The 22,220-nt window shown below is 71.5% G+C and carries 18 protein-coding genes; all 18 read left to right on the top strand.

What is annotated here, in order from left to right; translation table 11 throughout:
• Positions 1-203: 203 nt before the first annotated feature.
• The 18 genes from ACFQQL_RS06275 (at position 204) to ACFQQL_RS06360 (ending at position 22,167) form a co-directional block, all read left to right on the top strand.
• Complete coding sequence (locus tag ACFQQL_RS06275) at positions 204-1,184, top strand: ABC transporter permease (RefSeq protein WP_382392361.1); 981 nt, start codon at positions 204-206, stop codon at positions 1,182-1,184.
• The gene (locus tag ACFQQL_RS06280) at positions 1,181-2,086 is read left to right on the top strand and encodes an ABC transporter permease (protein ID WP_382392363.1); all 906 of its coding nucleotides are present in this window, start codon (positions 1,181-1,183) and stop codon (positions 2,084-2,086) included. Before ACFQQL_RS06275 ends, ACFQQL_RS06280 begins: the two co-directional genes overlap by 4 nt.
• The gene (locus ACFQQL_RS06285) at positions 2,083-3,018 is read left to right on the top strand and encodes an ABC transporter ATP-binding protein (protein WP_382392365.1); all 936 of its coding nucleotides are present in this window, start codon (positions 2,083-2,085) and stop codon (positions 3,016-3,018) included. The genes ACFQQL_RS06280 and ACFQQL_RS06285 overlap by 4 nt, the downstream gene beginning before the upstream one ends.
• A complete protein-coding gene (locus ACFQQL_RS06290; RefSeq protein WP_382392367.1) occupies positions 3,008-3,811 on the top strand; it encodes an ATP-binding cassette domain-containing protein in 804 nt (267 codons plus the stop codon). The genes ACFQQL_RS06285 and ACFQQL_RS06290 overlap by 11 nt, the downstream gene beginning before the upstream one ends.
• 81 nt (positions 3,812-3,892) lie before the next feature.
• Entirely contained in the window at positions 3,893-5,509 is a 1,617-nt protein-coding gene (locus ACFQQL_RS06295; protein WP_382392369.1) for an ABC transporter substrate-binding protein, read from the top strand.
• Positions 5,510-5,711: 202 nt separating this feature from the next.
• Complete coding sequence (locus tag ACFQQL_RS06300; protein WP_382392371.1) at positions 5,712-7,994, top strand: HNH endonuclease signature motif containing protein; 2,283 nt, start codon at positions 5,712-5,714, stop codon at positions 7,992-7,994.
• Positions 7,995-8,354: 360 nt separating this feature from the next.
• Positions 8,355-9,515, top strand: coding sequence for an NDMA-dependent alcohol dehydrogenase (locus ACFQQL_RS06305; protein WP_382392373.1), 1,161 nt, complete (start codon positions 8,355-8,357; stop codon positions 9,513-9,515).
• Between the two features lie 23 nt (positions 9,516-9,538).
• A complete protein-coding gene (locus ACFQQL_RS06310) occupies positions 9,539-11,026 on the top strand; it encodes an aldehyde dehydrogenase family protein (protein ID WP_382392375.1) in 1,488 nt (495 codons plus the stop codon).
• A 51-nt stretch (positions 11,027-11,077) separates the two neighbouring features.
• Positions 11,078-12,196 (top strand): NDMA-dependent alcohol dehydrogenase, encoded by a 1,119-nt coding sequence (locus ACFQQL_RS06315; protein WP_382392377.1) that lies wholly within the window; start codon positions 11,078-11,080, stop codon positions 12,194-12,196.
• Between the two features lie 23 nt (positions 12,197-12,219).
• Positions 12,220-12,768, top strand: coding sequence for a UGSC family (seleno)protein (locus ACFQQL_RS06320; RefSeq protein ID WP_382392379.1), 549 nt, complete (start codon positions 12,220-12,222; stop codon positions 12,766-12,768).
• Positions 12,765-13,883, top strand: a complete 1,119-nt coding sequence (locus ACFQQL_RS06325; protein WP_382392381.1) for a hypothetical protein — start codon at positions 12,765-12,767, stop codon at positions 13,881-13,883. Before ACFQQL_RS06320 ends, ACFQQL_RS06325 begins: the two co-directional genes overlap by 4 nt.
• Before the next feature lie 56 nt (positions 13,884-13,939).
• Positions 13,940-15,046, top strand: a complete 1,107-nt coding sequence (locus tag ACFQQL_RS06330; protein WP_382392383.1) for a zinc-dependent alcohol dehydrogenase — start codon at positions 13,940-13,942, stop codon at positions 15,044-15,046.
• Positions 15,047-15,076: 30 nt separating this feature from the next.
• Entirely contained in the window at positions 15,077-16,126 is a 1,050-nt protein-coding gene (locus tag ACFQQL_RS06335) for an amidohydrolase family protein (protein ID WP_382392385.1), read from the top strand.
• Between the two features lie 131 nt (positions 16,127-16,257).
• The gene (locus tag ACFQQL_RS06340; RefSeq protein WP_382392386.1) at positions 16,258-18,060 is read left to right on the top strand and encodes an ABC transporter substrate-binding protein; all 1,803 of its coding nucleotides are present in this window, start codon (positions 16,258-16,260) and stop codon (positions 18,058-18,060) included.
• A 40-nt stretch (positions 18,061-18,100) separates the two neighbouring features.
• Entirely contained in the window at positions 18,101-19,069 is a 969-nt protein-coding gene (locus ACFQQL_RS06345; protein WP_382392388.1) for an ABC transporter permease, read from the top strand.
• A complete protein-coding gene (locus tag ACFQQL_RS06350) occupies positions 19,056-19,946 on the top strand; it encodes an ABC transporter permease (protein ID WP_382392390.1) in 891 nt (296 codons plus the stop codon). Before ACFQQL_RS06345 ends, ACFQQL_RS06350 begins: the two co-directional genes overlap by 14 nt.
• On the top strand, positions 19,943-21,097 hold the full coding sequence (locus ACFQQL_RS06355; protein ID WP_382392392.1) for an ABC transporter ATP-binding protein: 1,155 nt from the start codon (positions 19,943-19,945) through the stop codon (positions 21,095-21,097). The genes ACFQQL_RS06350 and ACFQQL_RS06355 overlap by 4 nt, the downstream gene beginning before the upstream one ends.
• The gene (locus ACFQQL_RS06360) at positions 21,094-22,167 is read left to right on the top strand and encodes an ABC transporter ATP-binding protein (RefSeq protein ID WP_382392394.1); all 1,074 of its coding nucleotides are present in this window, start codon (positions 21,094-21,096) and stop codon (positions 22,165-22,167) included. The genes ACFQQL_RS06355 and ACFQQL_RS06360 overlap by 4 nt, the downstream gene beginning before the upstream one ends.
• Positions 22,168-22,220 lie beyond the last annotated feature (53 nt).

Consider the following 22,220-nt stretch of genomic DNA (forward strand, 5'->3'; position numbering starts at 1 on the left):
CCGATCTCGTCTTCCGTGTGACGGAAGAAATCGGCGGGTTCGTTTCGTGACGCGGAATGTCCGTTGAGCCCTGCCCACGGCGTGGCCAGCATTGCTGGCACCCAGCCGGGCAGACACGCGACCACACAGCCGTGGTCCGCCGGCCGAACCACTCCGACCCGAGGGTTCTTCGAAGGAGCGATCCACGTGGGAGCCGAGGTCCGATGCGATCGATGCTGATCCACTACGCCAAGCTGCTGGGGTCCTCGCTCGTCCTGCTGCTCGTGGTCGTCACCATCCTGTTCGTGCTGCTCGAGCTGGCCCCCGGCGACCCGATGCGGTCCCTGCTCGGCGACGCCCCGGCGTCGGAGGCGTTCCGCGCGCGGATGACCGCCGAGTTCGGGCTGAACGACCCGGTCTGGCAGCGCTACCTCACCTACCTGGGCAACGTGCTCACCGGGAACCTCGGCGAGTCCATCGTCAACCGGATGCCGGTGACGGACCTCATCGTCGGCCGGCTCGCGAACACCCTGGTCCTCGCCGTCCTCGCGATGGCCATCTCCACGCCGGTGTGCTTCGTCCTCGGCGCGGTCGCGGCACGCACTCGGCGGCGCTGGCTCGACGGCCTCATCTCCGGAGGCTCGGTCGCCCTGTTCTCCATCCCGAACTTCTGGCTCGGCCTCATGCTCATCACGGTCTTCTCGGTGATGCTCGGCTGGCTCCCGGCCACGGGCAGCAACGCCTACGGCGAGCCCGGAATCGCCTGGCAGTACCTGATCCTGCCCGTCGTGTGCATGGCGGCGAACGACTTCGCGTTCCGGACCCGCGTCATGCGGTCCTCGACCATCGAGGCGCTCTCGCAGGACTACATCGACACCGCCCGCTCGAAGGGCCTGAGCAGCGACCAGGTGCTGTGGCGGCACGCCCTGCCGAACGCCATGCTCCCGATGGTCACGATCATCGGTCTCGGCGTGGGCTCCCTGCTGGCCGGGTCGGTGCTGGTGGAGCGCGTGTTCGGCTGGCCCGGCATGGGCCTGCTCATGGTCGAGGCGATCAACAACAAGGACAACATGGTCGTCCTCGGGGTGACGATCGTCCTGACCGTCACGATCCTCGTCGCCAACATCCTCACCGACATCACCTACGGCCTCGTGGACCCGCGGCTGCGGGCACGCTTCAGCCGCCCGGCGGGGAGGGCGGGATGAACGCCCCGAGCAGCGACACCGTCGCGGGAACCGGCACGACGGCGGAGGTCGCCGGGCACGGCGCCGCGCCACGGCGGGAGTCGGCCGCGGGCATCTTCTTTCGCAAGCCGATGGCCGTGCTCTTCCTCGCCGTGCTGCTGGCGATGGTCCTCGTGGCGTTCCTCGGCCCGGTCTTCGCCGGGAACCCCGTCGCCACCGGCAACCCCGTGCTCCAGCCGCCGAGCGCCGAGCACCCATTCGGCACGGACCACCTAGGGCGCGACTTCCTCGCGCGGGTGCTCCACGGCGGCCGGACGTCGCTCATCGTCGGGTTCTCGGTCGCGCTGCTGTGCATGACGCTCGCCGTCGTCATCGGCAGCCTCGCCGGGTACTACGGCGGCGTCATCGACACCCTGCTCGTGAAGATCATCGAGTTCTTCCAGGTCATCCCGGGCCTGGTCCTCGCGCTCGTCGCAGCGGCGCTCCTCGGCGCGAACGTCACCATGATCATCGCCATCATGGCCATCACGATGTGGCCCGGGGTGGCACGGATCATGCGTGCCGAGGCAGCCCGGATCGCCCAGCTCGGCTACGTGGAGTCCGCCCGGGCGGCAGGCTTCTCCGGCCCGCGGATCCTGTGGTCGGACGTCCTTCCGAACGCCATGGCTCCCGTCGTCGTCTCGACGACCATGATGGTCGGCATCGCCATCCTCGTGGAGTCCGGCCTGTCCTTCCTCGGTGTCGGCGACGCCAACCGGCCGACCTGGGGCTCGTTGCTGAACGAGGCGCAGCCCTACCTGAGCCAGGCCTGGTGGCTCGCCCTCGCCCCCGGCCTCCTCATCTTCCTCGTGGTGCTGTCGGTGAACATGCTCGGCGACGCGCTCAACGACGCGCTCAACCCGCAGATCGGGAAGGTCAAGTGAGCACGACCATCCGCGCCCGGCAGGAGCACGACGACACCGGCACCGGCGGCACCGGAGCGGACGACGGGACGCCCCTGCTGCAGGTGACCGACCTCCAGGTCCACCTGCCCACCGGCTCTCGCAGCGAGGTGCAGGCGACCCGAGGCGTGTCCCTGACCGTGCGGCGCGGCGAGCGGGTCGGCATCGTCGGCGAGTCCGGCTCCGGCAAGACCGTCACCGGACGCGCCGTCGCCGGCCTGCTGCCGACCTCGCCGCGGGTGCGGGTCGCGGGCTCGATCAGGTTCGCCGGGAAGGAGATGGTCGGTGCCCCGTCGCACGCGTGGGACCAGGTCCGCGCCCGGACGGTCGGGATGATCTTCCAGGACCCGCTGACCTATCTGAACCCGGTGATGAAGATCGGGCGACAGGTGCGCGAGGCGATCCCCCGAGGCCGGGCCGGCCACGGCCGGCCGGAGGAGGCGCTCCGGTTCCTCTCCCTCGCCGGCCTGGAGGACGTGGGGGACCTGGCGGAGCGTTTCCCGCACGAGCTGAGTGGCGGGATGCGCCAGCGCGTGCTCATCGCCGTCGCGATCGCCAAGCGGCCCGACCTGCTCGTCGCGGACGAACCGACCACGGCGCTGGACGCGACGGTGCAGCGGCGCGTGCTGCAGACGCTCGAGAAGACCGTCGCCGAGCTCGGGACGTCGCTGGTCCTCATCTCGCACGACATCGCCGTCGTGTCCGGGATGACCGACCGGATCTACGTCATGTACGCCGGACGGGTCGTCGAGTCCGGCGCCACCTGCGACGTGCTCGAGCGGCCGCGGCACGCCTATACCCGGGCGCTGCTGCGCAGCGTGCGGAGCCTGACCGAGGACGGCGTCGACCTGTACTCGATCCCCGACTCGCTCCGTGCGTCCTGGGCGCGGGAGGAGGAGGCCCATGCTTCTTGAGGCCACCGGTGTGGAGAAGACGTTCCGCGGCCGGCGCGGCGGGAAGCCCGTCCGTGCCGTCGTCGATGCGACGCTGCAGGTCCGACCCGGGGACTTCGTGGCCATCGTCGGCGAGTCCGGCAGCGGGAAGAGCACGCTCGCCCGCCTGCTGCTGGGACTGCTGCCCGCCACGAACGGCACCGTCGCGTTCGACGGTGTCCCGCTCGGGCAGATGGGCACGGCGCAGCGCCGCGCCTTCCGCCGCAGCGTCCAGGCCGTCCTGCAGGACCCGGCCGGCTCGCTGAACCCGCGCAAGAAGGTCGCCACGCTCATCGGCGAGGTCGCCGCGCTGCACGACGTCGCACGGGGCCGTGACGCCGTCCGGGACAAGGTCCTCGAGGTGCTGGAGCTGGTCGGCCTCACCCCGGCCGAGCAGTTCCTCGACCGGTTCCCGCACGAGCTGAGCGGCGGGCAGCGGCAGCGGGTGCTGCTCGCCCGTGCGATCGTCCTCGACCCTCGGATCATCGTCGCCGACGAGGCGGTCTCCGCCCTCGACGCCTCGGTCAAGGCCGGCGTCCTGGCGCTCATGGACGACCTGCGGCGCCGCCTCGGCGTCGGCTACGTGTTCATCACGCACGACCTGCCGGTCGTGAAGAAGGTCGCCGAGCACGTCTACGTGATGAAGTCCGGCGAGATCGTCGAGGAGGGAACGAAGGACACGATCTTCGGCAACCCCGAGCACCCCTACACCAGGGCATTGCTGGCAGCGGCTCCGACGCTGACCACGTCGAGCGCGGAGCCGACCACCACCTGAGGCGCCGGAGGCACGTCGGTGATCCCCGGCGGCACCGACCGGGCAGCCCGTCACAGATCGCTACAGAGAGGTAGTCGTGACATGCGAGGACGACGACGCAACTTCAGAACGGCCATCGCCGCTGCCGCCGCGGTCCTGGTCGCCGTGGCCGGATGCACCCTGGGTGACCCCGAGGCGGCGGGCGGCGCCGGTGGCGCCGGCGGGGGAGGTGGCGGAGGCGGTGGTCAGGGCACCGTCATCGTCTCGACCGGCACCCTGCCGAGCCTGAACCCGCAGATCGTGGTCTCTCCGTCGGTGAACGAGGTCGCGGGCACGATGCTCGAGACGCTCGTGGTCATGCGGGACGACTACGAGGTCGTGCCCAGGCTGGCCCACGACTGGGAGTTCAGCGACGACGGGTTGTCGGTGACCCTTCACCTCGAGGAGGGCGTCACGTGGCACGACGGCGAGCCCTTCACCTCCGAGGACGTGAAGTTCAACGTCGAGGAGGTCATGCAGTACCAGTCCTACGGCGCAGGCCTGGTGGAGGTCGTCGACTCCGTCGAGACGCCCGACGAGCACACCGTCGTCGTCCACCTCACCGAGGAGTACGGGCCGTTCATGCAGACGCTCACGTCCCAGTACATGCTCCCCAAGCACCTCTACGAGGGCACCGACATCATGACCAACCCGGCGAACCGCGCCCCGGTGGGGACCGGCCCGTTCGTCTTCGAGACCTTCCGGGAGGCCGAGGAGGTCACCGTCACGGCGAACCCCGACTACTGGGGCGGCCAGATCCAGGCGGACCGGATCGTCTTCCCGATCATGACCGACACGAACGCCGGGACGCTCGCCCTGCTGGCGGGTGAGCTCGACATGGGCGGTGCGGGTCAGGGGATGATGGAGCAGATCCAGGCCGACCCGGACCTGGAGGTCTCGACCGCCGGCGTCCTGCCGCAGCAGTTCATCTTCACCATGAACGCCGACGTGCCCGAGCTCGCGGATCCCGAGGTCCGACGGCTCGTCTACGCCGCGGCCGACCGGCAACAGATCTCCGAGACCGTGCTGCCGGACAACTCGGAGGTGCCGACCTCGGTCTTCCCGGAGGCGATGGCGTGGGCCGCGGACCCGGAGGTGGACTACCGCGAGGAGTTCGCCTACGACGTCGAGGCGATCAACGCGGGGCTGGACGAGGCCGGGTACCCGCGCGGCGAGGACGGCATCCGCTTCTCCCTGCGGGTGCACTTCATGAGCCCGCTGTCGGAGGTGCGGGCGGCCGCGGAGGTCATGAAGTCCTCGATGGCCGAGGTGGGGATCGACCTGCGGCTGGTGGGGGAGGAGACCAACGTGTTCACCGAGCACGTCTACACCGACCGCGACTTCGACACCGCCATCGTCTGGTCGACCCTCGGCACCGACCCCAGCATCGGGCTCACACGCTGGTTCTCCTGCAACCCGGAGAAGGACGCGGCGGAGAACCCCTCGGGGGTCTGCGACGAGACCATGCAGTCCTCGATCGACGCCGCCATGCAGAGCACGGACCAGGAGGAGCGGGCGCAGCACTTCCGGGACATGCAGGCGCGGGCCGGCGAGGTCATGATCTCTGCGCCGCTCGTGTTCCTGCTGCCGCAGTCCGTGTACAACACGACCCGCTGGACCGGGCTGGGCGGTGACGAGCTGGTCGGCATCGACTGGACCGAGGTCGCGCCGGTGGGTTGAGCGCTGCTCGGCCAAGAGGTCGGTCCTCGCCGCCTGCCTTCGTCGGTGAGTTTTGTGCGGTCGGGGGCCGGGTGCTCGCTCCCGCCTTCGCCGGTGAACTTGACCGGCCGGGGCCCGGGTCCTCGCCGCCGCCTTCGCCCGCTTGTTCGGGTTCATTGCACAGCCCGGACTCCATGTCAGTGGTCGCACATATGTTTGAGTCATGGATCGGACGACGGCGGTGGTGGTGGTCGCGGACAGCGGGTACTGCTGTGCGGTCGAGTCCGCCGGCGGGGTGTGCGGGCATGCTCGGGCTCTGGTGGCGGAGCTGGATCGGGAGGTCTGCGAGGCGGAGATCCGGTGCCTGCTCGACTCCGACGTCGAGGGCCTGTTCGGCGGGGACGCGGGGGGCCTGTTCGGCGAGGACGTCGAGACCACGCAGGACGCCGACACCGGGCGCGTCTCGTCCGCCGAGGCGGCCGCGCCGGACGGGGCCGGCTTCGACGTCGATGGTGATGTCGATGGTGATGCGGTGCGGTTGGGGTTGACGGTGGCGGAGTTGGCGGTGATGGCGCCGGGTCCGGAGCTGGCGGCGGTGCTGGCTGGTGTTGATGTCGCGGGGTTGAGTCGGGCTGGGCAGGTGGAGGTGTTGGCGGCGGCGAAGCGGTTGGAGGCCTGGGCGGCCGGGAAGGCCGCCGCCACCGCCGGGGCGCTGTCGCGGGGTTCGGAGCTGTTCACGCATCCGGAGCAGGTCGCCCGGGTCGCCGGCCGGGTCGTGAATCCGACGGTGGAGGAGGTCGCGATGCGGCTGGTGGTCTCCCGTACCGAGGCGGGCATGTTGGTGCGGGTGGGTCGGGGACTGGCCGGGTCGTTCACCGACACCGCCGACGCCCTGAACACCGGGCTGGTGGATTTCCGGAAGGCGGCCGCGATCGTGACCGGCCTGGATGGTTCACCGACCGAGGTCGCCTGGATGGTCGAGCAGGACGTGCTGCCCCAGGCTCCTGGGTTGCCGGCGGCGGAGATCACCCGGCGGGTGGCGGACCGGGTCGTGCAGGTGGATCCGGTGGAGGCCGCGGCCCGCCACGCCCGGGCCCGGGCCGGCCGGCACGTGACCCACACCAGGGTGCTGCCGGACGGGATGGGCTCGCTGACCGCGGTGCTCCCGGCCGAGGACTGCGTCCTGATCGACCAGACCCTGACCACGGTGGCAGCCACGGCCCGTAACGGCGGGGATGGCCGGAGTGTGGATCAGTTGCGGGCCGATGCGCTGGTCGCGTTGACCCGGGCTGGGATCCTGACCGGGACCACCGGCCCGCACACCGACCCCGAGACCATCCCCACCCTCCAGACCGAAACCGGAGCACCGCCGGTCCAAGGCGTGCTGCCCGGCCTGGACACCCGCGACGGTGACCACGCGGCAGCCATCGACAAGACCAGCAAGCACGACGCCCGCTCCGGTACGGCCGGCGACGCCGGCGCGGCGGGTGCCGGCAGCACCGGCGCGACGGACGGCTCGAGCGACCCGAACGCAGGCGCGACGAGCCCCGCAGGTTCTGGTTTGCGGAGCCTCACCCTCGACACCGCCGGCGGTGTTGTCGCCGGCCGTGCTGGTCGGGCTGGTCGGCGAAAGCGGCGGACCATCCAGGGCCGTTTCCCGGACCTGCCCAAGGGGCGGGTGCCGGAGGTCGCGGTGATCTCCCCGCTGCTGGCTGCCCTGCTGCGTCACGAGAGGGTCGAGGACCTGCCAGTGGCCCGCCCGCGCATCAACGTCACCATCCCCATCGACCTGCTCACCCAGGCCCACGCCGCCCTGAACGGCCAGACCCTGCCCGACGACCCGGGCGCAGCCCTGCCCACGCGGGAGGGGACAACTCTGCCCGGCGACTCGGGCGCATCCGGGTCCACGCGGGACGGGACGAGTCTGCCCACGGGCGAGGGGACCACTCTGCCCGGCGCCGCTGCTGCCGGTGGCTCGGATGCGGGTCTGCCGTTCGAGGATGCTGCCGGCCCGGTCGGGACCCTGGGCGGGTACGGCGCGCTCAACCCCGTCCAGACCCTCGCCCTCGCGCTGGCGGCGGGTGGGACGTGGCGGCGGCTGCTGACCGACCCGGCCACCGGCCAGGTCCTGGATGTGGGCCGGACCCGCTACCGGCCCCCCGCCGGACTCGCCGAGCATGTGCGGCTGCGGGACCGGACCTGCCACCGGCCCGGCTGCACCACCGACGCCGAGCACTGCGAGCTGGACCACACCATCGCCCGGTCCGCCCACGGCCCCACGGCTGCCGCGAATCTCGGCCCGTTGTGCGGGCGGGACCACGCGTTGAAGACCGTCGGCGCCATGCGCGTCACCCAACCCGTCCCCGGCGTCTTCGAATGGGTCACCCCCTCCGGGCACACCTACCGCCGCGACACGACTGGGACCCTCACCTTCCTCGGCCTGACCACACCACCCCAGCAGCCTGGCGAGACGGAGACCGACGACTACGGCGACCCGCCCTTCTGAGCCGACCGCTCCGCCGGACCACGGACCGGGACGGCGACGACGATGCGGACGACGTCGTGCGAACCGCGGCGACTCTCCCGTACCGACGCAGCCTCGCCAACTGGTGACCGTCTCGCGCCGAACGTTTGCAGCGATCTCGCCGGTCGCGATCTCCTTGGCCGCGATGTCGCCGGCTGCGGCCTAAGCCCCGAGCCCCGACGCCGACCCGGCACTCGCTCTTCCGCGTGACGAAACACCCCGGGTCCGGCGCGCCTCCCACCGGCCACGATGGCCCCAGCAACGGAGCTGACCGCCCGCCCGGCGGATCCGACGATGACGTGGCTCCCGCGCGGCCTGGCCCAGCAGGGGAGAAGGGGACACATGAGCAGCACCGCCGCATCCACCGAAACCTCGCCGGCGCCCGCGGCGCCGCAGCGCATCACCACCAAGGCCGTGGTCTGCCGCGCGCCCGCCACGCCGTGGGAGCTGACCGAGCTCGAGCTGGACCCGCCGAAGGCGAACGAGGTCCGGGTCAAGATCCACGCAGCCGGTCTGTGCCACTCCGACGACCACATCCAGAAGGGCGACGCCCCCATGCGCATGCCGGTCGTCGGCGGGCACGAGGGCGCCGGCGTCGTCGAGTCGGTCGGACCTGGCGTGACCCGGGTCGAGGTCGGCGACCACGTGGTGTTCTCCTTCATCCCCGCCTGCGGCAAGTGCCGGTACTGCTCCACCGGGCGGCAGAACCTCTGCGACGAGGGCAAGAACGCCGGCGTCGGCGTGCTCGCGGACGGCACCTTCCGCTTCCACCAGGACGGTGAGGACTTCGGCGGCCTGTGCGTCCTCGGCACCTTCTCGCAGTACACCGTCGTCTCCGAGTACTCGGTCGTGAAGATCCCCGACGACGTCCCCTTCGACGTCGCCTCGCTCGTCGGCTGCGCGGTCCCGACCGGCTGGGGCACCGCCGTGAACGTCGCGGAGGTGCGGACCGGCCAGACCGTCGTCATCTACGGCGCCGGCGGCGTCGGCAGCAACGCGGTCCAGGGAGCGGCCATGGCGGGCGCCCAGCGTGTCGTCGTCGTCGACCCGGTGCAGTTCAAGCGCGACATGGCCAAGGTCTTCGGTGCGACCCATACCTTCGAGACGGCGGAGGAGGCCCACGAGTTCGTCGTCCGGTCCACCTGGGGCGAGCTGGCGGACCACGCGATCATCACCGTCGGGGTCCTGCACGACGAGGTCATCCACGACGCGATCAACGTCGTCGGGAAGACCGGGCAGGTGACCATCACCGCCGTCGGCGGGGGCTTCATCAACGAGAACCCCGGCATGCTCATCGGCTTCCAGCGTCGCGTCCAGGGCCACGTCTACGGCGGGTGCAACCCGCTCTACGACATCCCGAGGCTCATCAGCCTCTACAAGTCCGGCCAGCTCAAGCTCGACGAGCTCGTCACCAAGCACTACACGCTCGACCAGGTCAACGAGGGCTACCAGGACATGTTGGACGGCAAGAACATCCGCGGCGTCGTGATCATCGACCACTGAACCGGGCCCACCAGGAGCGAGCCATGACTCTCACATCCGAAGACACCGCCCTCGACCCCGACCTGCTGCTGGACGGTGTGCACCTCATCGGCGGCGACTGGGTGCCGGCCCGGTCCGGGCAGACCATCGACGTCGTCAACCCGGCCAACCGGGCCGTGCTGGCCCGCGTGCCGCGCGGCGGGGCCGAGGATGTCGATGCCGCAGTCGCCGCGGCGGAAGGCGCGCTACCCGCCTGGCGCGACCTGGACGCCGCCTCCCGCGGCCGGCACCTCTTCGCGTGGGCGGACCTCATCGACGCCCACGGCGCCGAGCTGGACGAGCTGGAACGCCAGGAGATGGGCCGGCCGAGCTGGGGACCGCCACGGATGGGCGGCCAGCTGCGGTACACCGCCGGGCTCGCGGACAAGGTCCAGGGGCAGTCGCTGCCGACCTTCTCCCCGGACGCCCTCGCCCTCACGCTGCGTGAGCCGTACGGGGTCGTCGGCGTCATCATCCCGTGGAACGCGCCCGGGCCACAGTTCGTCATGGAGGTCGGCGCCGCGATCGCCGCCGGCAACACCATCGTCGTCAAGCCCGCCGAGGACGCGCCCCTCACGCCGCTGGCCCTGGCGAAGCTCGCCCTCGAGGCGGGGATCCCGCCCGGCGTCATCAACGTCGTGACCGGCTACGGGGCCGAGGCGGGCGCCGCGGTCCCCAGCCACCCGAAGATCCGCCGGGTCGGCTTCACCGGCTCACCGGTCACCGGGCGGGCGGTCATGGAGGCCTGCGCGAAGAACCTCACCCCGCTGCACCTCGAGCTGGGCGGCAAGTCCCCGCAGGTGGTCTTCCCGGACGCGGACCTCGAGGCCGCCGTCCCGCAGATGACGTTCAGCATCACGCTCAACACCGGGCAGGTCTGCGCGGCCGGCTCCCGCATCGTGGTGCACCGCTCCGTGCACGCCGAGCTCGTCGACCGGCTCGCCGCCCAGATGCAGCAGGTGACGGTCGGGCCCTGGCACCGGCCGGTGGCCATGGGTCCGCTCATCAACGCCACCCAGCACGAGCGGGTGCTCGGCTACATCGACGTCGGCAAGGAGTCCGGCGCCGAGCTCGTCGTCGGCGGCGGGGTGCCGCGGGGCGACGGGCTTGCCGACGGCTTCTTCGTCGAGCCGACCCTGTTCGACAAGGTCGACCCCGCCTCCCGCATCGCCCAGGAGGAGATCTTCGGTCCGGTGCTGTCGGTCATCCCGGTCGACGACGAGGAGGAGGCCCTCGCCGTCGCGAACGGCACCGAGTACGGCCTCGTCGCGTCCGTCTGGACGCGCGACGTCGGCACCGCCGTGCGCATGAGCCGGCGGCTGCAGGCCGGGCAGGTCGGGGTCAACAGCGTCCTCGGCGCACCCGCGATCGGCGCCCCGTGGGGCGGCTACAAGAGCTCCGGCTTCGGCCGGACGATGGGCGCCGACGCGGTCCTCGAATGGACCCAGGTCAAGACCGTCTCGCTGCGCGACGCCGCGCCGCCCGGCCGCTGACCCCAGCCCCGACCAGCCCGCACGCACGAGCAGACCAGAGAAGAGGAACGCATGGCCACGCTGACCACGAAGGCCGCCGTCCAGCACGAGTACGGGCCGTGGGAGATCACCGACCTCGAGCTGGACGACCCGAAGGAGCACGAGGTGCGCGTCAAGTTCGCCGCCTCGGGTCTGTGCCACTCCGACCATCACATCTCGGCCGGTGACGCCCCGGTGCGCCTCCCCGTCGTCGGCGGGCACGAGGGCGCCGGAACCGTCGAGTCGGTCGGGGAGAACGTCACCCGGGTCAAGCCCGGCGACCGTGTCGTGTGCTCGTACATCCCCGCATGCGGAGCGTGCCGGCCGTGCTCCACCGCGCACCAGAACATGTGCGTCAAGGGCCTGAACGCGGGCACCGGCATGTTCCTCGACGGCACCTTCCGGTTCCACAAGGACGGGAAGGACTACGGCGGCTTCTGCACGCTGGGGACGTTCTCCCAGTACGCCGTCGTCTCCGAGTGGGCGGTCGTGCCGCTCCCGGAGGACATCCCGTTCGAGATCGGCTCACTGGTGGGCTGCGGTGTCCCCACCGGTTGGGGCTCCGCGGTCTACGCGGCGGGCGTTCGGGCCGGGGACACCGTGGTCATCTTCGGTGCCGGCGGCGTCGGCTCCAACACGGTGCAGGGTGCTCGGTACGCGGGCGCGAAGAACGTCGTCGTCATCGATCCGGTCGAGCTCAAGCGGGACAACGCCAAGACCCTCGGCGCCACCGCGACCTTCGCCGACGCCAAGGAGGCGCACGAGTACGTCGCCGCCACCACCTGGGGGCAGCTCGCGGACCACGCGATCATGACCCCCAACGCGGTGACCGAGGAGATGGTGAGCGCCGCGGTGATGATGACCGGCAAGGGCGGCAAGGTGACGATCACCGCGGTCGGGCACCTCAAGGAGAAGGCCGTGCACTTCCCGGCAGGCTTCCTCATCGGGTACCAGCGGCAGATCCGCGGCGCCCTCTTCGGCGACTGCAACCCGCTGTACGACATCCCGAAGCTGCTCGGCCTGTACCGGGCGGGTGACCTCAAGCTCGACGAGCTCATCACCCGCACCTACACCCTCGACCAGGTCAACGAGGCCTACCGGGATCTCGTCGAGGGCCGCAACATCCGCGGCGTCATCGTGCACGAGCAGTAGCCCGGCGGCAGGAAGGAGCAGCCATGCCCAACAGCATCCTCGACCCCACCGGCCAGCCGAACGGCCGGGACGCCGCGGCGCGCGAGCTCGCCGAGCGCCGCCGCGACCTGGCGGGCGTCCGCGTGGGTCTGCTCGACAACACCAAGCACAATGCGATGCTCTTCCTGCAGGAGGTCGGCAAGCTCCTGGTGGCGGAGCACGGCGCCGCCGAGGTCAGCGTCGTGGAGACGAAGCGGAACTTCTCCGTCCCGGTCGACCAGGAGATCGTCGCCCGTTACCGGGACGGCTGCGATGTGGTGGTCACCGGGATCGGGGACTGCGGCTCGTGCAGCGCGGCCGCAGTGGCGGACGGCATCAACTTCGAGCGCGGCGGGCTGCCGGCCGCCGTCGTGCTGACCGACGCGTTCGAGGCGACCGGCCGGACGATGGCAGGCATCCAGGGGGACCCGGACTACGCGTGGATCACGACCGCCCACCCGGTCGCCGTGCTCTCGCCCGACCAGGTGCGCGACCGGGCCCGCGAGCTGCTGCCCCGGGTCGTGGAGAGCCTGACGGCCGGGGCCGCCGCGTGAGCGACGACGGCGCGGTGGACGACGGCGCGCCGATCGACCCCGACGTCACCCAGCGCACGATCGAGCACCTCTACGAGCAGGGCTGGTCCGACGGCCTGCCGCTGGTCTCGGTCAGCGCCCCGTTCGTCGAGCGGTTCCTCGCCACCACGGCACGCGACCCGCAGCACGTCATCGGCCGCATGCCGCAGACCGGCCGCGTGGTCACCGTTCAGACCGCGGCGATCAACGCCGCGATGGCCGGCTGCCGGCCGGAGTACTTCCCGGTGGTCCTCGCCGCGTGGGACGCCCTCATGGCGGAGCGGGCCGCGAACGGCGGCGGCTGGCAGTCCACCTCCGGGCCCGCGCCGCTCATCGTCGTCAACGGACCCGTCCGGCACGAGCTCGGGTTCAACAGCACCGGCGGTGTCTTCGGCCCGGGCTTCCGGCCCAACGCCACCGTGGCCCGCGCCATCGGGCTCATCGTGCGCAACGCGTTCGGGGTCCGCCCGCACGAGCTCGAGCAGGCCACCCAGGGCGTCCCCGGGCGCTGGTCGATCTGCTTCGGGGAGAACGAGGAGGAGAGCCCGTGGCCGCCGCTGGCGGCCGAGCACGGCATCACCGGCAACGCGGTGAGCACCACGCTGCTGCGCACCTGCGAGTACGTCGACAACCGGCACACCGCCGACCCGGAGCAGCTGCTCGGCGACTTCGCGGACACGGTGGGCCGGTCCGGGTCCTGGATCTTCAAGCACGGCATGGCGGGCCTGGTGCTCTGCCCCGAGCACGCCCAGCGCCTGGCCGACGCCGGCTACTCCCGCCGGGACGTCGCCGCCTGGCTCATCGAGCACTCCGGCCGCACGACGGCGCAGCTCGCCCGGGCGGGCAAGGACCACGCGGACGGGCGGGGCGTGCGGTTCCCGGGCGCCGCGGCGGGCACCGACGGCACCGACGGCACCGACGGCACCGACGGCGAAGCGTTCCAGCGCACCCTGCCCCCCGTGGACCCGGAGGCCGTGCTCATCGCTGTCGCCGGGGCGCGGACCGCGGGGATCTCCATGGTGGTGCGGTACTTCGCCGACTGGTCGGGCACGCCCGTGCCGGTGGAGGCGCCGGTGCGCGCCGAGCAGACGGTGTGACCACCGGGCGCACGAGCCCGGCGCCCGTGAGAAGGACGAGAGGAACGAGGAGCACGATGGTGCGAGCAGCGGTCCAGACCGGGCCACGTCAGATCGAGATGCGGGAGTTCGACCGCCCGGCAACCGGCCCGGACGACGGGCTGCTGCGGGTCGAGGCCAACGGCATCTGCGGCAGCGACGTGGAGATCTTCCGCGGCCACCTCGGCGGCGGTGGCGGCGGGGAGCGTCCGCCGTTCATCCCGGGGCACGAGCCCATGGGCATCATCGAGGAGGTCGGGGAGCGGGCCGCCGAACGGTGGGGCGTCCAGGTGGGCGATCGGGTCGCGCTCGAGGTGATCGTGCCGTGCCGGGCGTGCAAGGACTGCCTCGTCGGCCGGTACCAGGCGTGCCGGTTCCGCAAGTACGGCCACGGCGTCACCGGGATCGACGTCGCGCCCAGCCTGTGGGGCGGGTTCGCCGAGTACCTCTACCTCTCGCCCAACGCCGTCATGCACAAGATCGACAGGTCACTCCCGGTGGAGATCGCCGCCATGTACAACCCGCTCGGGGCGGGGGTGCGGTGGGCCGTCGACCTCGGCGAGGTCGGCCTTGGTGACACCCTCGTGGTGCTCGGCGCCGGGCAGCGGGGCCTCGCCGCCGTCATCGCCGCGAAGGCCGCGGGCGCCTCCCGCATCATCGTCACCGGGTTGGAGTCGGACGAGCACAAGCTCGCCATCGCCCGCGAGCTCGGCGCGGACCACGCGGTGGTGGTCGACGGCCCCGAGGCACGGGACGTCGTCGAGACCGTCCGGGAGGTGACCGACGGGGAGATGGCCGACGTCGCCTTGGACCTCACGCCGATGGCCGCCGCGCCGATCACCGACGCGTTGAAGGCCGTGCGGCACGGCGGCCGGGTGGTGCTGGCCGGGCTGAAGGGGCACCGAGAGATCCCGCTCGTCACCGACCTCATCATCAACCGGGCGCTCACCGTGAAGGGCGCGTTCGGCGTCGACGCGTCCGCCAACCGGCGCGCGATCGAGCTGCTGGAGTCCGGCCGCTTCCCGCTGGAGAAGCTCCACACGCACACCTTCGGCCTCGACGAGGTCGGCCTGGCCATCGACACGCTCGCCGGCGAGGCCGGCGACGGGTCGGCCATCCACGTGTCCGTCCACCCGAACGCCTGACGTCCACCCGAACGCCTGAAGGAGGCCGACGTGATCGTCGACGCCCACGCCCACCTGCTCCCCAAGGACTACCCGGCGGACGCCCCCGAGGGCTTCCCGCACATGGAGCCGGTCGAGGGCTCCGCCGACCGCGAGCTCGTGTTCGGCAAGATGCGGTTCCGCGCCAAGGAGGTCTTCTTCGAGGCCGAACGGCGGATCGAGGCCCAGGACGCCTCCGGCGTGGACGCCGAGGTGCTGAGTCCCATGCCGCCGCTGCTGCGGTACGACCTGCCCGCCGGCGACGGGATGACCCTGGCGCGGCACGTCAACGAGTTCACGGCGGAGCTGACCGCCCACGACCCGGCCCGGCTGATCGGCATCGGCCTGGTGCCCATGCAGGACCCGGACGCGGCGACGGCGGAGCTGGCCGCCGTCAAGGACGCCGGGCTCGTCGGCGTCGAGATCGCCTCGAACATCCTCGGCAGCTCCATCGGCGAGGAGAAGTTCCGGCCGTTCTTCCAGGAGGTCGAGAGGCTCGGGCTGTCGGTGTTCGTGCACGCCATGCCGGCCCCGATGGACCGGCTCCCGATGTCCGCGATGGGGACCTACGTCGTCGGGATCGAGGGCACGCTCGCGGCGGCCTCGATGATCCTCGGCGGCACCGCCGCCGCATGTCCCGACCTGCGGATCTCCTTCAGCCACGCCGCCGGCGGGCTGGCCCTGATGCTGCCGCGCGCCAACTACTTCTGGGGCGGCTCGTGGAACGAGGAGCCGCGGGACCTCGAGCGCGCCGTCATGCCCGACGACGGACCCTCGCCGATCGAGTACGCGCGCCGCTTCTACTACGACTCGATGGTCTTCGACCGCCGGGCCGTCAGGTTCCTCATCGACCTGCTCGGCGCCGACCGGCTCCTCGTCGGATCCGACTTCCCCGCGATGCTGCGCGAGGATCCGGCGGCCCGGACGCTGCGGTCGATGGACCTGCCCGCCGAGCAGTGGGAGGACATCTCCTGGCGCAACGCGTTCCGGTGGCTCGGCCGAGACTCCGACGCGTCGACGACGGAGCCGGCCGGACTACCGGCCGAGGCCACGAATCGATAACCGACGGAACTGATCCTTTCGTCACACGGAAGTGGCCCGGAGGGTGTGCGCGCGGCTCAGCGACACTCCACAGGTCGGCACGGCGCCGACGCGGACAGCTTCTGTGGCCATCGTTCAAAGGGGAACATGACATGAGAAGGACGACTTCGCGCCCCCGAGGTGTGGCACGGCTGCTCGCTCTGACATGCGCGCTCGCGCTCGCCGCCTGCAGCGGCGGCGGCGGTGGCGGCGCCGGTGGGGGCGGGCAGGGCGGTGGCGGCGGTGACGCCGGCGAGCCGGTGTCCGGCGGTGAGATCACCGTGCTGCTCGAGGCCGGTTTCGCGGGCGGGTGGTCAACGGGCCTGGACCCGGCGACCAGCAACACGGTCGGTGCCAACATGGCGCAGAACAGCGCGATCTTCGGCGGACTGTTCACGCTGGAGCCGGACGGCGAGGGCGGTGGGGAGATCGTCCCGAACCAGGCGGAGAGCTACGAATGGTCCGACGACGGGCTCACCCTCACCGTCACCCTCCGTGAGGGCATCGAGTTCACCGACGGCACCCCGCTGGACGCGAACGCCGTGGTGTGGAACTGGATCCGGCAGATCAACTCCGGCAGCACAGGGGCGCCGACCGGCCTGGCCCTCGACCTCGAGATGGAGCCGCCGGAACTGGACCAGGCGTGGGTGGACGACCTGTTCGCGGCGCTGCCCGAGGACGTGGACCGGGACGCGATCATGGCTCAGCTCGGCGCGATCCGTGCGGTGGACGAGCGCACGGTCGAGATGCACCTGGCGGTGCCGAACGGGGCACTCGTCAACGGCATGCCGGCCTCGAACCTCAACCTCATGGCCTCGCCCAGCGCCTACGCCGAGATGGGCGGCGAGGCGTTCCGGGAGACTCCGGTGGGCGCCGGACCGTTCGTCATCAGGGACAACCGCCCCAGTGACCGGCTCCAGCTGGAGCGGAACGAGAACTACTTCAAGGATGGCCTGCCGTACCTCGACGCCCTCACCTTCCAGTCGGTCACCGGTGACCAGAACGTCTGGAACACGCTGCTGGCCGGGCAGGGTGACGTCATCGAGGGGCTCAGCAACACCACGCTGCTGCAGGAGGCGGAGAACAACGACCAGGTGGAGGTCCACTACGGCAGCCCGTCCTCCCCGTACGTGATCCAGCTCAACACCCGCCGGCCGCCGTTCGACGACATCCGGGCGCGTGAGGCGGCGTACTACGCGACCAACTGGGGGGCCATCAACGAGGGCCTGCTGGGCGGCCGCGGGGAGCCGAGCCAGTCGTTCACCGCCTCCGGAGACCTCATCCACATCCCGGAGGTGGAGGGGTACCGCGAGTACGACCTCGAGGAGGCACGGCGGATCGTCGACGAGCTCGGCGGCATCGAGGTGACGTTCAAGACCACCGACACGGGTATCGCGCGACAGGTTGCGACGGCTCTGCAGACGCAGTGGCAGGAGGCCGGGATGGAGGTCAGCCTCGACGCGAAGCCGCTGAACGACGTCATCACGGACTTCACGGCCGGGGAGTGGGAGGCCATCCTGCAGACCGCCGGGGCGTGGGACCCCGCCGTCGGCATCGGCGTCGGCGTGCGGTTCGGGTCGACGTCGCCGTTCAGCGGGACGCCGCTGCCCGAGGGGGCGTCCACCGCCCAGGAGGCGCTCGACCAGGGCTTGTCGACCGAGCTGGACGACATCCTGGAGCGGGCCGCGGGCACCGTGGACCTGGCCGAGCGTGAGGCGGCCTACGAGGAGGCGGCGCGGCTGATCTCCGACGAGGCGTACGGACCCTTCGGGCCGGCGTTCTCCCCGGCGCAGGTGATCCGGACGGGTATCCACGGGCCCGGCCTGGACGACCCGATCCCGTCGCTCGTGGTGAACGAGGGCGTGCTGTACGACCGGGTGTGGATGGAGGAGGGCACGAGTAGTGGCGGCTACTGACGTAGCGGCACCGGCCGGGGCGCGGCCGCAGCGGGCCCGGTTGACCAGCTCGCCCCTCGTGCGGCTCATCGCCCGGAGGGTGCTGGTCGCCGTCCCGCTGCTGCTCGCCGTCAGCATCCTGACGTTCGTGCTCATGGAGGCGATGCCCGGGGACCCGGCGCGCAACATGGCCGGGATGGACGCCACCGAGGCGGAGGTGGAGGCGGTCCGCCGGACCATGGGCCTGGACCGCCCGGCCCCGGAGAGGTATGTGACCTGGCTCGCCGGCTTCGTCACCGGTGACCTCGGGCGGTCGATCGTCAGCGAGCAGTCCGTGGGCCAGCTCCTGGCGGAGCGGCTGCCGGTCACGCTCGAGGTCGTCATCCTGGCGTTCCTGGTGTCGTTCGTCGTCTCGCTGCCGGTCGCGCTGGCCGCGGCCCGCCGGCCGGGCGGGATCGTGGACCGGGTCGTCATGGTGATGTCGGTGACGTTCCTCGCCGTGCCGAACTTCGTCATGGCGATCCTGCTGGTGCTGGTGTTCGCCGTGCTGCTGCAGATGCTGCCCGCCATCGGCTACGTGCCGCTGTCCGAGGGTGTGATCCCGAACCTCAGATCGGTCACTCTGCCGGTGCTCGCCATCGGCATCCCGATCGCCTGCTTCTACGCCCGGTTCCTGCGCGGCGACCTCGTGGACCAGCTGAACTCGGCGGACTACGTGGACACCGCACGGGCCAAGGGGGCCGGACCGTGGCGGGTGCTGTGGCTGCACGCCTTCCGCAACAGCTCCTACGGCCTGCTCACGCTCGTCGGGCTGAACGTCGGTGGGCTGATCGGCGGCACCGTCATCATCGAGCAGATCTACGCGATGCCGGGCATGGGGATGCTCATGCTGCAGGCCGTCGGCTCGCTCGACACGCCCGTGGTGCAGGCATGCGTGTTCATCTTCGCCGCGGTGGCCGTGTTCGCGAACCTGTTCGTCGACGTGATGTACGCCGTGCTCGACCCGAGGATCCGCTATGGCAGCCACTGACACCTCGGCACCGGAGACGACGGCCGGCGTCGCGCCGGTCGCGCCGGACGCACGAGTCAAGCGCTCGCGGCTGCGGCGGCGGCTGCTCATCTGGATCCCCGCCGGGATGGTGGCGCTGCTGTTCGTCGCGTGCTTCGCCGGGCCAGCCGTGCTGCCGATCCCGCGGCCGGTCGGTGGCGACGTCCTGGAGTCCGCGCTGCCGCCCGGGAGCCCGGGGCACCTGCTCGGCACGGACGTCAACGGCAACGACGTGCTCTCCCGGCTGTTGCACGGCGGCCGCTCGTCCCTGGTGGTCGCCATCGTGGTGAACGCCGTCGGGCTGCTGGTCGGCGGCGTCGTGGGCGCACTGTCGGGCTATCTGGGCGGGCGGGCCGACTCCATCATCATGCGCGTGCTGGACGTGCTCATCGCCTTCCCGTCGCTGGTGATCCTCATCGTTCTCGCCCAGGTGCTCGGCGCGAGCATCTCGAGCACGATCCTCGCCCTGACCGCCTTCTCCATACCCGCCGTCTCGCGCATCGCGCGGGGCGCCACCCTGCACGTGATGAGCATGCCGTTCCTGCAGGCTGCCGAGCTCAGCGGCAGCCCGGGTTGGCGCATCCTGCTCCGGCACGTCATCCCGAACATCGCGCCGCAGCTGACCACCTACGCGATGCTCGGGATGGGGCTGGTGATCGTGGCCGAGGGGGCCTTGAGCTTCCTCGGGCTGGGGATCCCGCAGCCCCGGCCGAGCTGGGGAAACATGATCTACGACGCCCAGCAGTCGCTGTCGGCGGCGCCGCTCCTGGTGCTGTGGCCGACGCTCGCGCTCCTGGTCACGGTGCTGTCCTTCAACCTGCTGGGCGAGAACCTGCGAAGCGAGGCCTCCAGCCGATGACGACACCGCTGACCGCCGAGCACAACGGGCCGACCGCGACCGGCTCGCGCCCCGTCCTGCGGGTCGAGGACCTGCGGGTGCGGTTCTCGACCGGGGGACGGACGATCCACGCCGTCAATGGCCTGAGCTACGAGCTGATGCCGGGCAGGACGTTGGCCATCATCGGGGAGTCGGGATCCGGGAAGTCGGTCAGCGTGCGCGCCCTGACGGGCCTGCTGCCGCCCAGCGCCGAGATCACCGGGTCGGCCCGACTGGGTGAGACGGAGCTGGTGGGGCTGGACGAGCGGAGCCTGCGCGGCATCCGGGGGAACGACATCGCGATGGTGTTCCAGGATCCGGCCCGGTCGCTGAACCCCACGATGAGCATCGGCGCGCAGATCGCCGAGGCCGTGCGGATGCACGACCGGGTGCCGAAGAAGGTGGCGATCGAGCGGGCGGTGGAGCTGCTCACGCTGGTGCGGCTGCCCGCGCCGGAGCGACGCATCAAGGAGTACCCGCACCAGCTGTCGGGCGGCATGCGTCAACGGGTGATGATCGCGATCGCGCTCGCCGCGGACCCCAAGGTGCTGATCGCGGACGAGGCGACGACGGCCCTGGACGTGACCACGCAGGCGCAGATCATGGAGCTCCTGGTGGACCTGCAGGAGCGGCTCGGTGCCGCGGTGGTCATGATCAGCCACGACCTGGGCCTGGCCGCGTGCTACGCGCACGAGGTGCTCGTGATGTACGCGGGCAGAGCCGTGGAGCATGCCGAGACCCGGACGCTGTTCAGCAACGTCCGGATGCCGTACACGCACGCGCTTCTCGGGGCGATCCCGCAGCTGACGACGCCGAGTCACGCCCGGCTGACCGTGGTCGGCGGGCATCCTCCGGATCTGGCGTCGTTGCCCGACGGGTGCCCGTTCGCACCGCGGTGCCCTCGGGCGACGGAGCGATGCCGGGTGGAGATGCCGCCGCTCGAGGAGCACGAGCCGGGGCATCTCTACGCGTGCTGGCACCCGGTGGAGGGGCCGCCGGGCGTGGGGCCGGGGGCGGCGGAGACGTCGGGTCGCGCGGAGGCGTCGGGCCATGCCGTGGCCGGGCCAGGCGGCGGAGCCGTCCCCGCGGCCGCCTCGCCGAACGGGGACACCGGTGGGAAGGAGCTGACGTGACCGCCGCCGAGCACGTCGTGGCCTCGAACGGGGTGGCCGAGTCCCAGAAGCAGCCCTTGCTGTCCGTGCGGAACCTGGTCCAGGAGTACGAGACGCGCGGGCCCGGTGGCGTGAAGACGGGTGTCGTGCACGCGGTGACCGACGTGTCGTTCGACCTCATGCCGGGGGAGACGCTGGGGATCGTGGGTGAGACCGGGTCCGGGAAGTCGACGCTGGCGCGCGCCATCATCCAGGCCGAGGCGCCGCGGTCCGGTGCCGTGATGTTCCAGGGGCGCGACCTGGTGGGGCTCCCCAGGCGGGAGCTGAAGAAGGCCCGCGCCGACATGCAGATGGTGTACCAGGATCCGTTCGGCTCGCTGAACCCGCGGTGGCGGGTCGGGGACGTGGTGGCGGAGCCGCTGCTGGGCCATACGAGGATGGACCGGGACGAGCGCCGGGCCCGGGTGGACGAGCTGCTGGACCGGGTGGGGCTGAAGCCGGAGCTGTACCGGAACCGTCGCCCGATGGAGCTCTCGGGCGGGCAGGCCCAGCGGGTGGCGATCGCACGGGCCATCGCGCTGAACCCCGCACTGATCATCTGCGACGAAGCCGTGAGCTCCCTCGACGTGCTCATCCAGGCCCAGGTGCTCAACCTCTTCGAGGAGCTGCGTGCCGACCTGGGGCTGTCCTACGTGTTCATCTCGCACGACCTGGCGACGGTCAAGCAGGTGAGCGACCGGGTCGCCGTCATGCACCTGGGACAGCTGGCCGAGATCGGGCCGGTGGACGTGCTCTACGAGGCGCCGCGTCATCCGTACACCTGGGCGTTGCTCGACTCGATCCCGGTGCTGGACATCGAGACGGGGCTGGCGCGCCGGCCCGTGCCGCTCCCCGGCGAGCCGCCCTCGCCGCTGGACCCGCCGAGCGGCTGCCGCTTCCGGACGCGGTGCCCGCTGGCGCAGGACGTCTGCGCCGAGGTCGAGCCGAGGCTGGTGGACCTCGGCCGCGGTCAGCAGGCCGCCTGCCACTTCCCTCTCGAGCCAGGAGAGGCGTTCGGAGCCCGGCAGGCGTCCGCCGCGTCCAGCCGCTGAGTCGTGTGCCGAAAATGGTCTGGCCGTGCCGACCCTGGTGACCTAGGTTGACG

The sequence above is a fragment of the Georgenia alba genome, assembly GCF_042665525.1.
Lineage (GTDB): Bacteria > Actinomycetota > Actinomycetes > Actinomycetales > Actinomycetaceae > Allobogoriella > Allobogoriella alba.

Excerpts from the sequence above, each read along its gene's own strand:
- ACFQQL_RS06275 (WP_382392361.1), top strand. The coding sequence starts at position 204 with ATGCGATCGATGCTGATCCACTACGCCAAGCTGCTGGGGTCCTCGCTC.
- ACFQQL_RS06280 (WP_382392363.1), top strand. The coding sequence starts at position 1,181 with ATGAACGCCCCGAGCAGCGACACCGTCGCGGGAACCGGCACGACGGCG.
- ACFQQL_RS06290 (WP_382392367.1), top strand. The coding sequence starts at position 3,008 with ATGCTTCTTGAGGCCACCGGTGTGGAGAAGACGTTCCGCGGCCGGCGC.
- ACFQQL_RS06295 (WP_382392369.1), top strand. The coding sequence starts at position 3,893 with ATGCGAGGACGACGACGCAACTTCAGAACGGCCATCGCCGCTGCCGCC.
- ACFQQL_RS06300 (WP_382392371.1), top strand. The coding sequence starts at position 5,712 with ATGGATCGGACGACGGCGGTGGTGGTGGTCGCGGACAGCGGGTACTGC.
- ACFQQL_RS06305 (WP_382392373.1), top strand. The coding sequence starts at position 8,355 with ATGAGCAGCACCGCCGCATCCACCGAAACCTCGCCGGCGCCCGCGGCG.
- ACFQQL_RS06310 (WP_382392375.1), top strand. The coding sequence starts at position 9,539 with ATGACTCTCACATCCGAAGACACCGCCCTCGACCCCGACCTGCTGCTG.
- ACFQQL_RS06315 (WP_382392377.1), top strand. The coding sequence starts at position 11,078 with ATGGCCACGCTGACCACGAAGGCCGCCGTCCAGCACGAGTACGGGCCG.
- ACFQQL_RS06320 (WP_382392379.1), top strand. The coding sequence starts at position 12,220 with ATGCCCAACAGCATCCTCGACCCCACCGGCCAGCCGAACGGCCGGGAC.
- ACFQQL_RS06330 (WP_382392383.1), top strand. The coding sequence starts at position 13,940 with ATGGTGCGAGCAGCGGTCCAGACCGGGCCACGTCAGATCGAGATGCGG.
- ACFQQL_RS06340 (WP_382392386.1), top strand. The coding sequence starts at position 16,258 with ATGAGAAGGACGACTTCGCGCCCCCGAGGTGTGGCACGGCTGCTCGCT.
- ACFQQL_RS06350 (WP_382392390.1), top strand. The coding sequence starts at position 19,056 with ATGGCAGCCACTGACACCTCGGCACCGGAGACGACGGCCGGCGTCGCG.
- ACFQQL_RS06355 (WP_382392392.1), top strand. The coding sequence starts at position 19,943 with ATGACGACACCGCTGACCGCCGAGCACAACGGGCCGACCGCGACCGGC.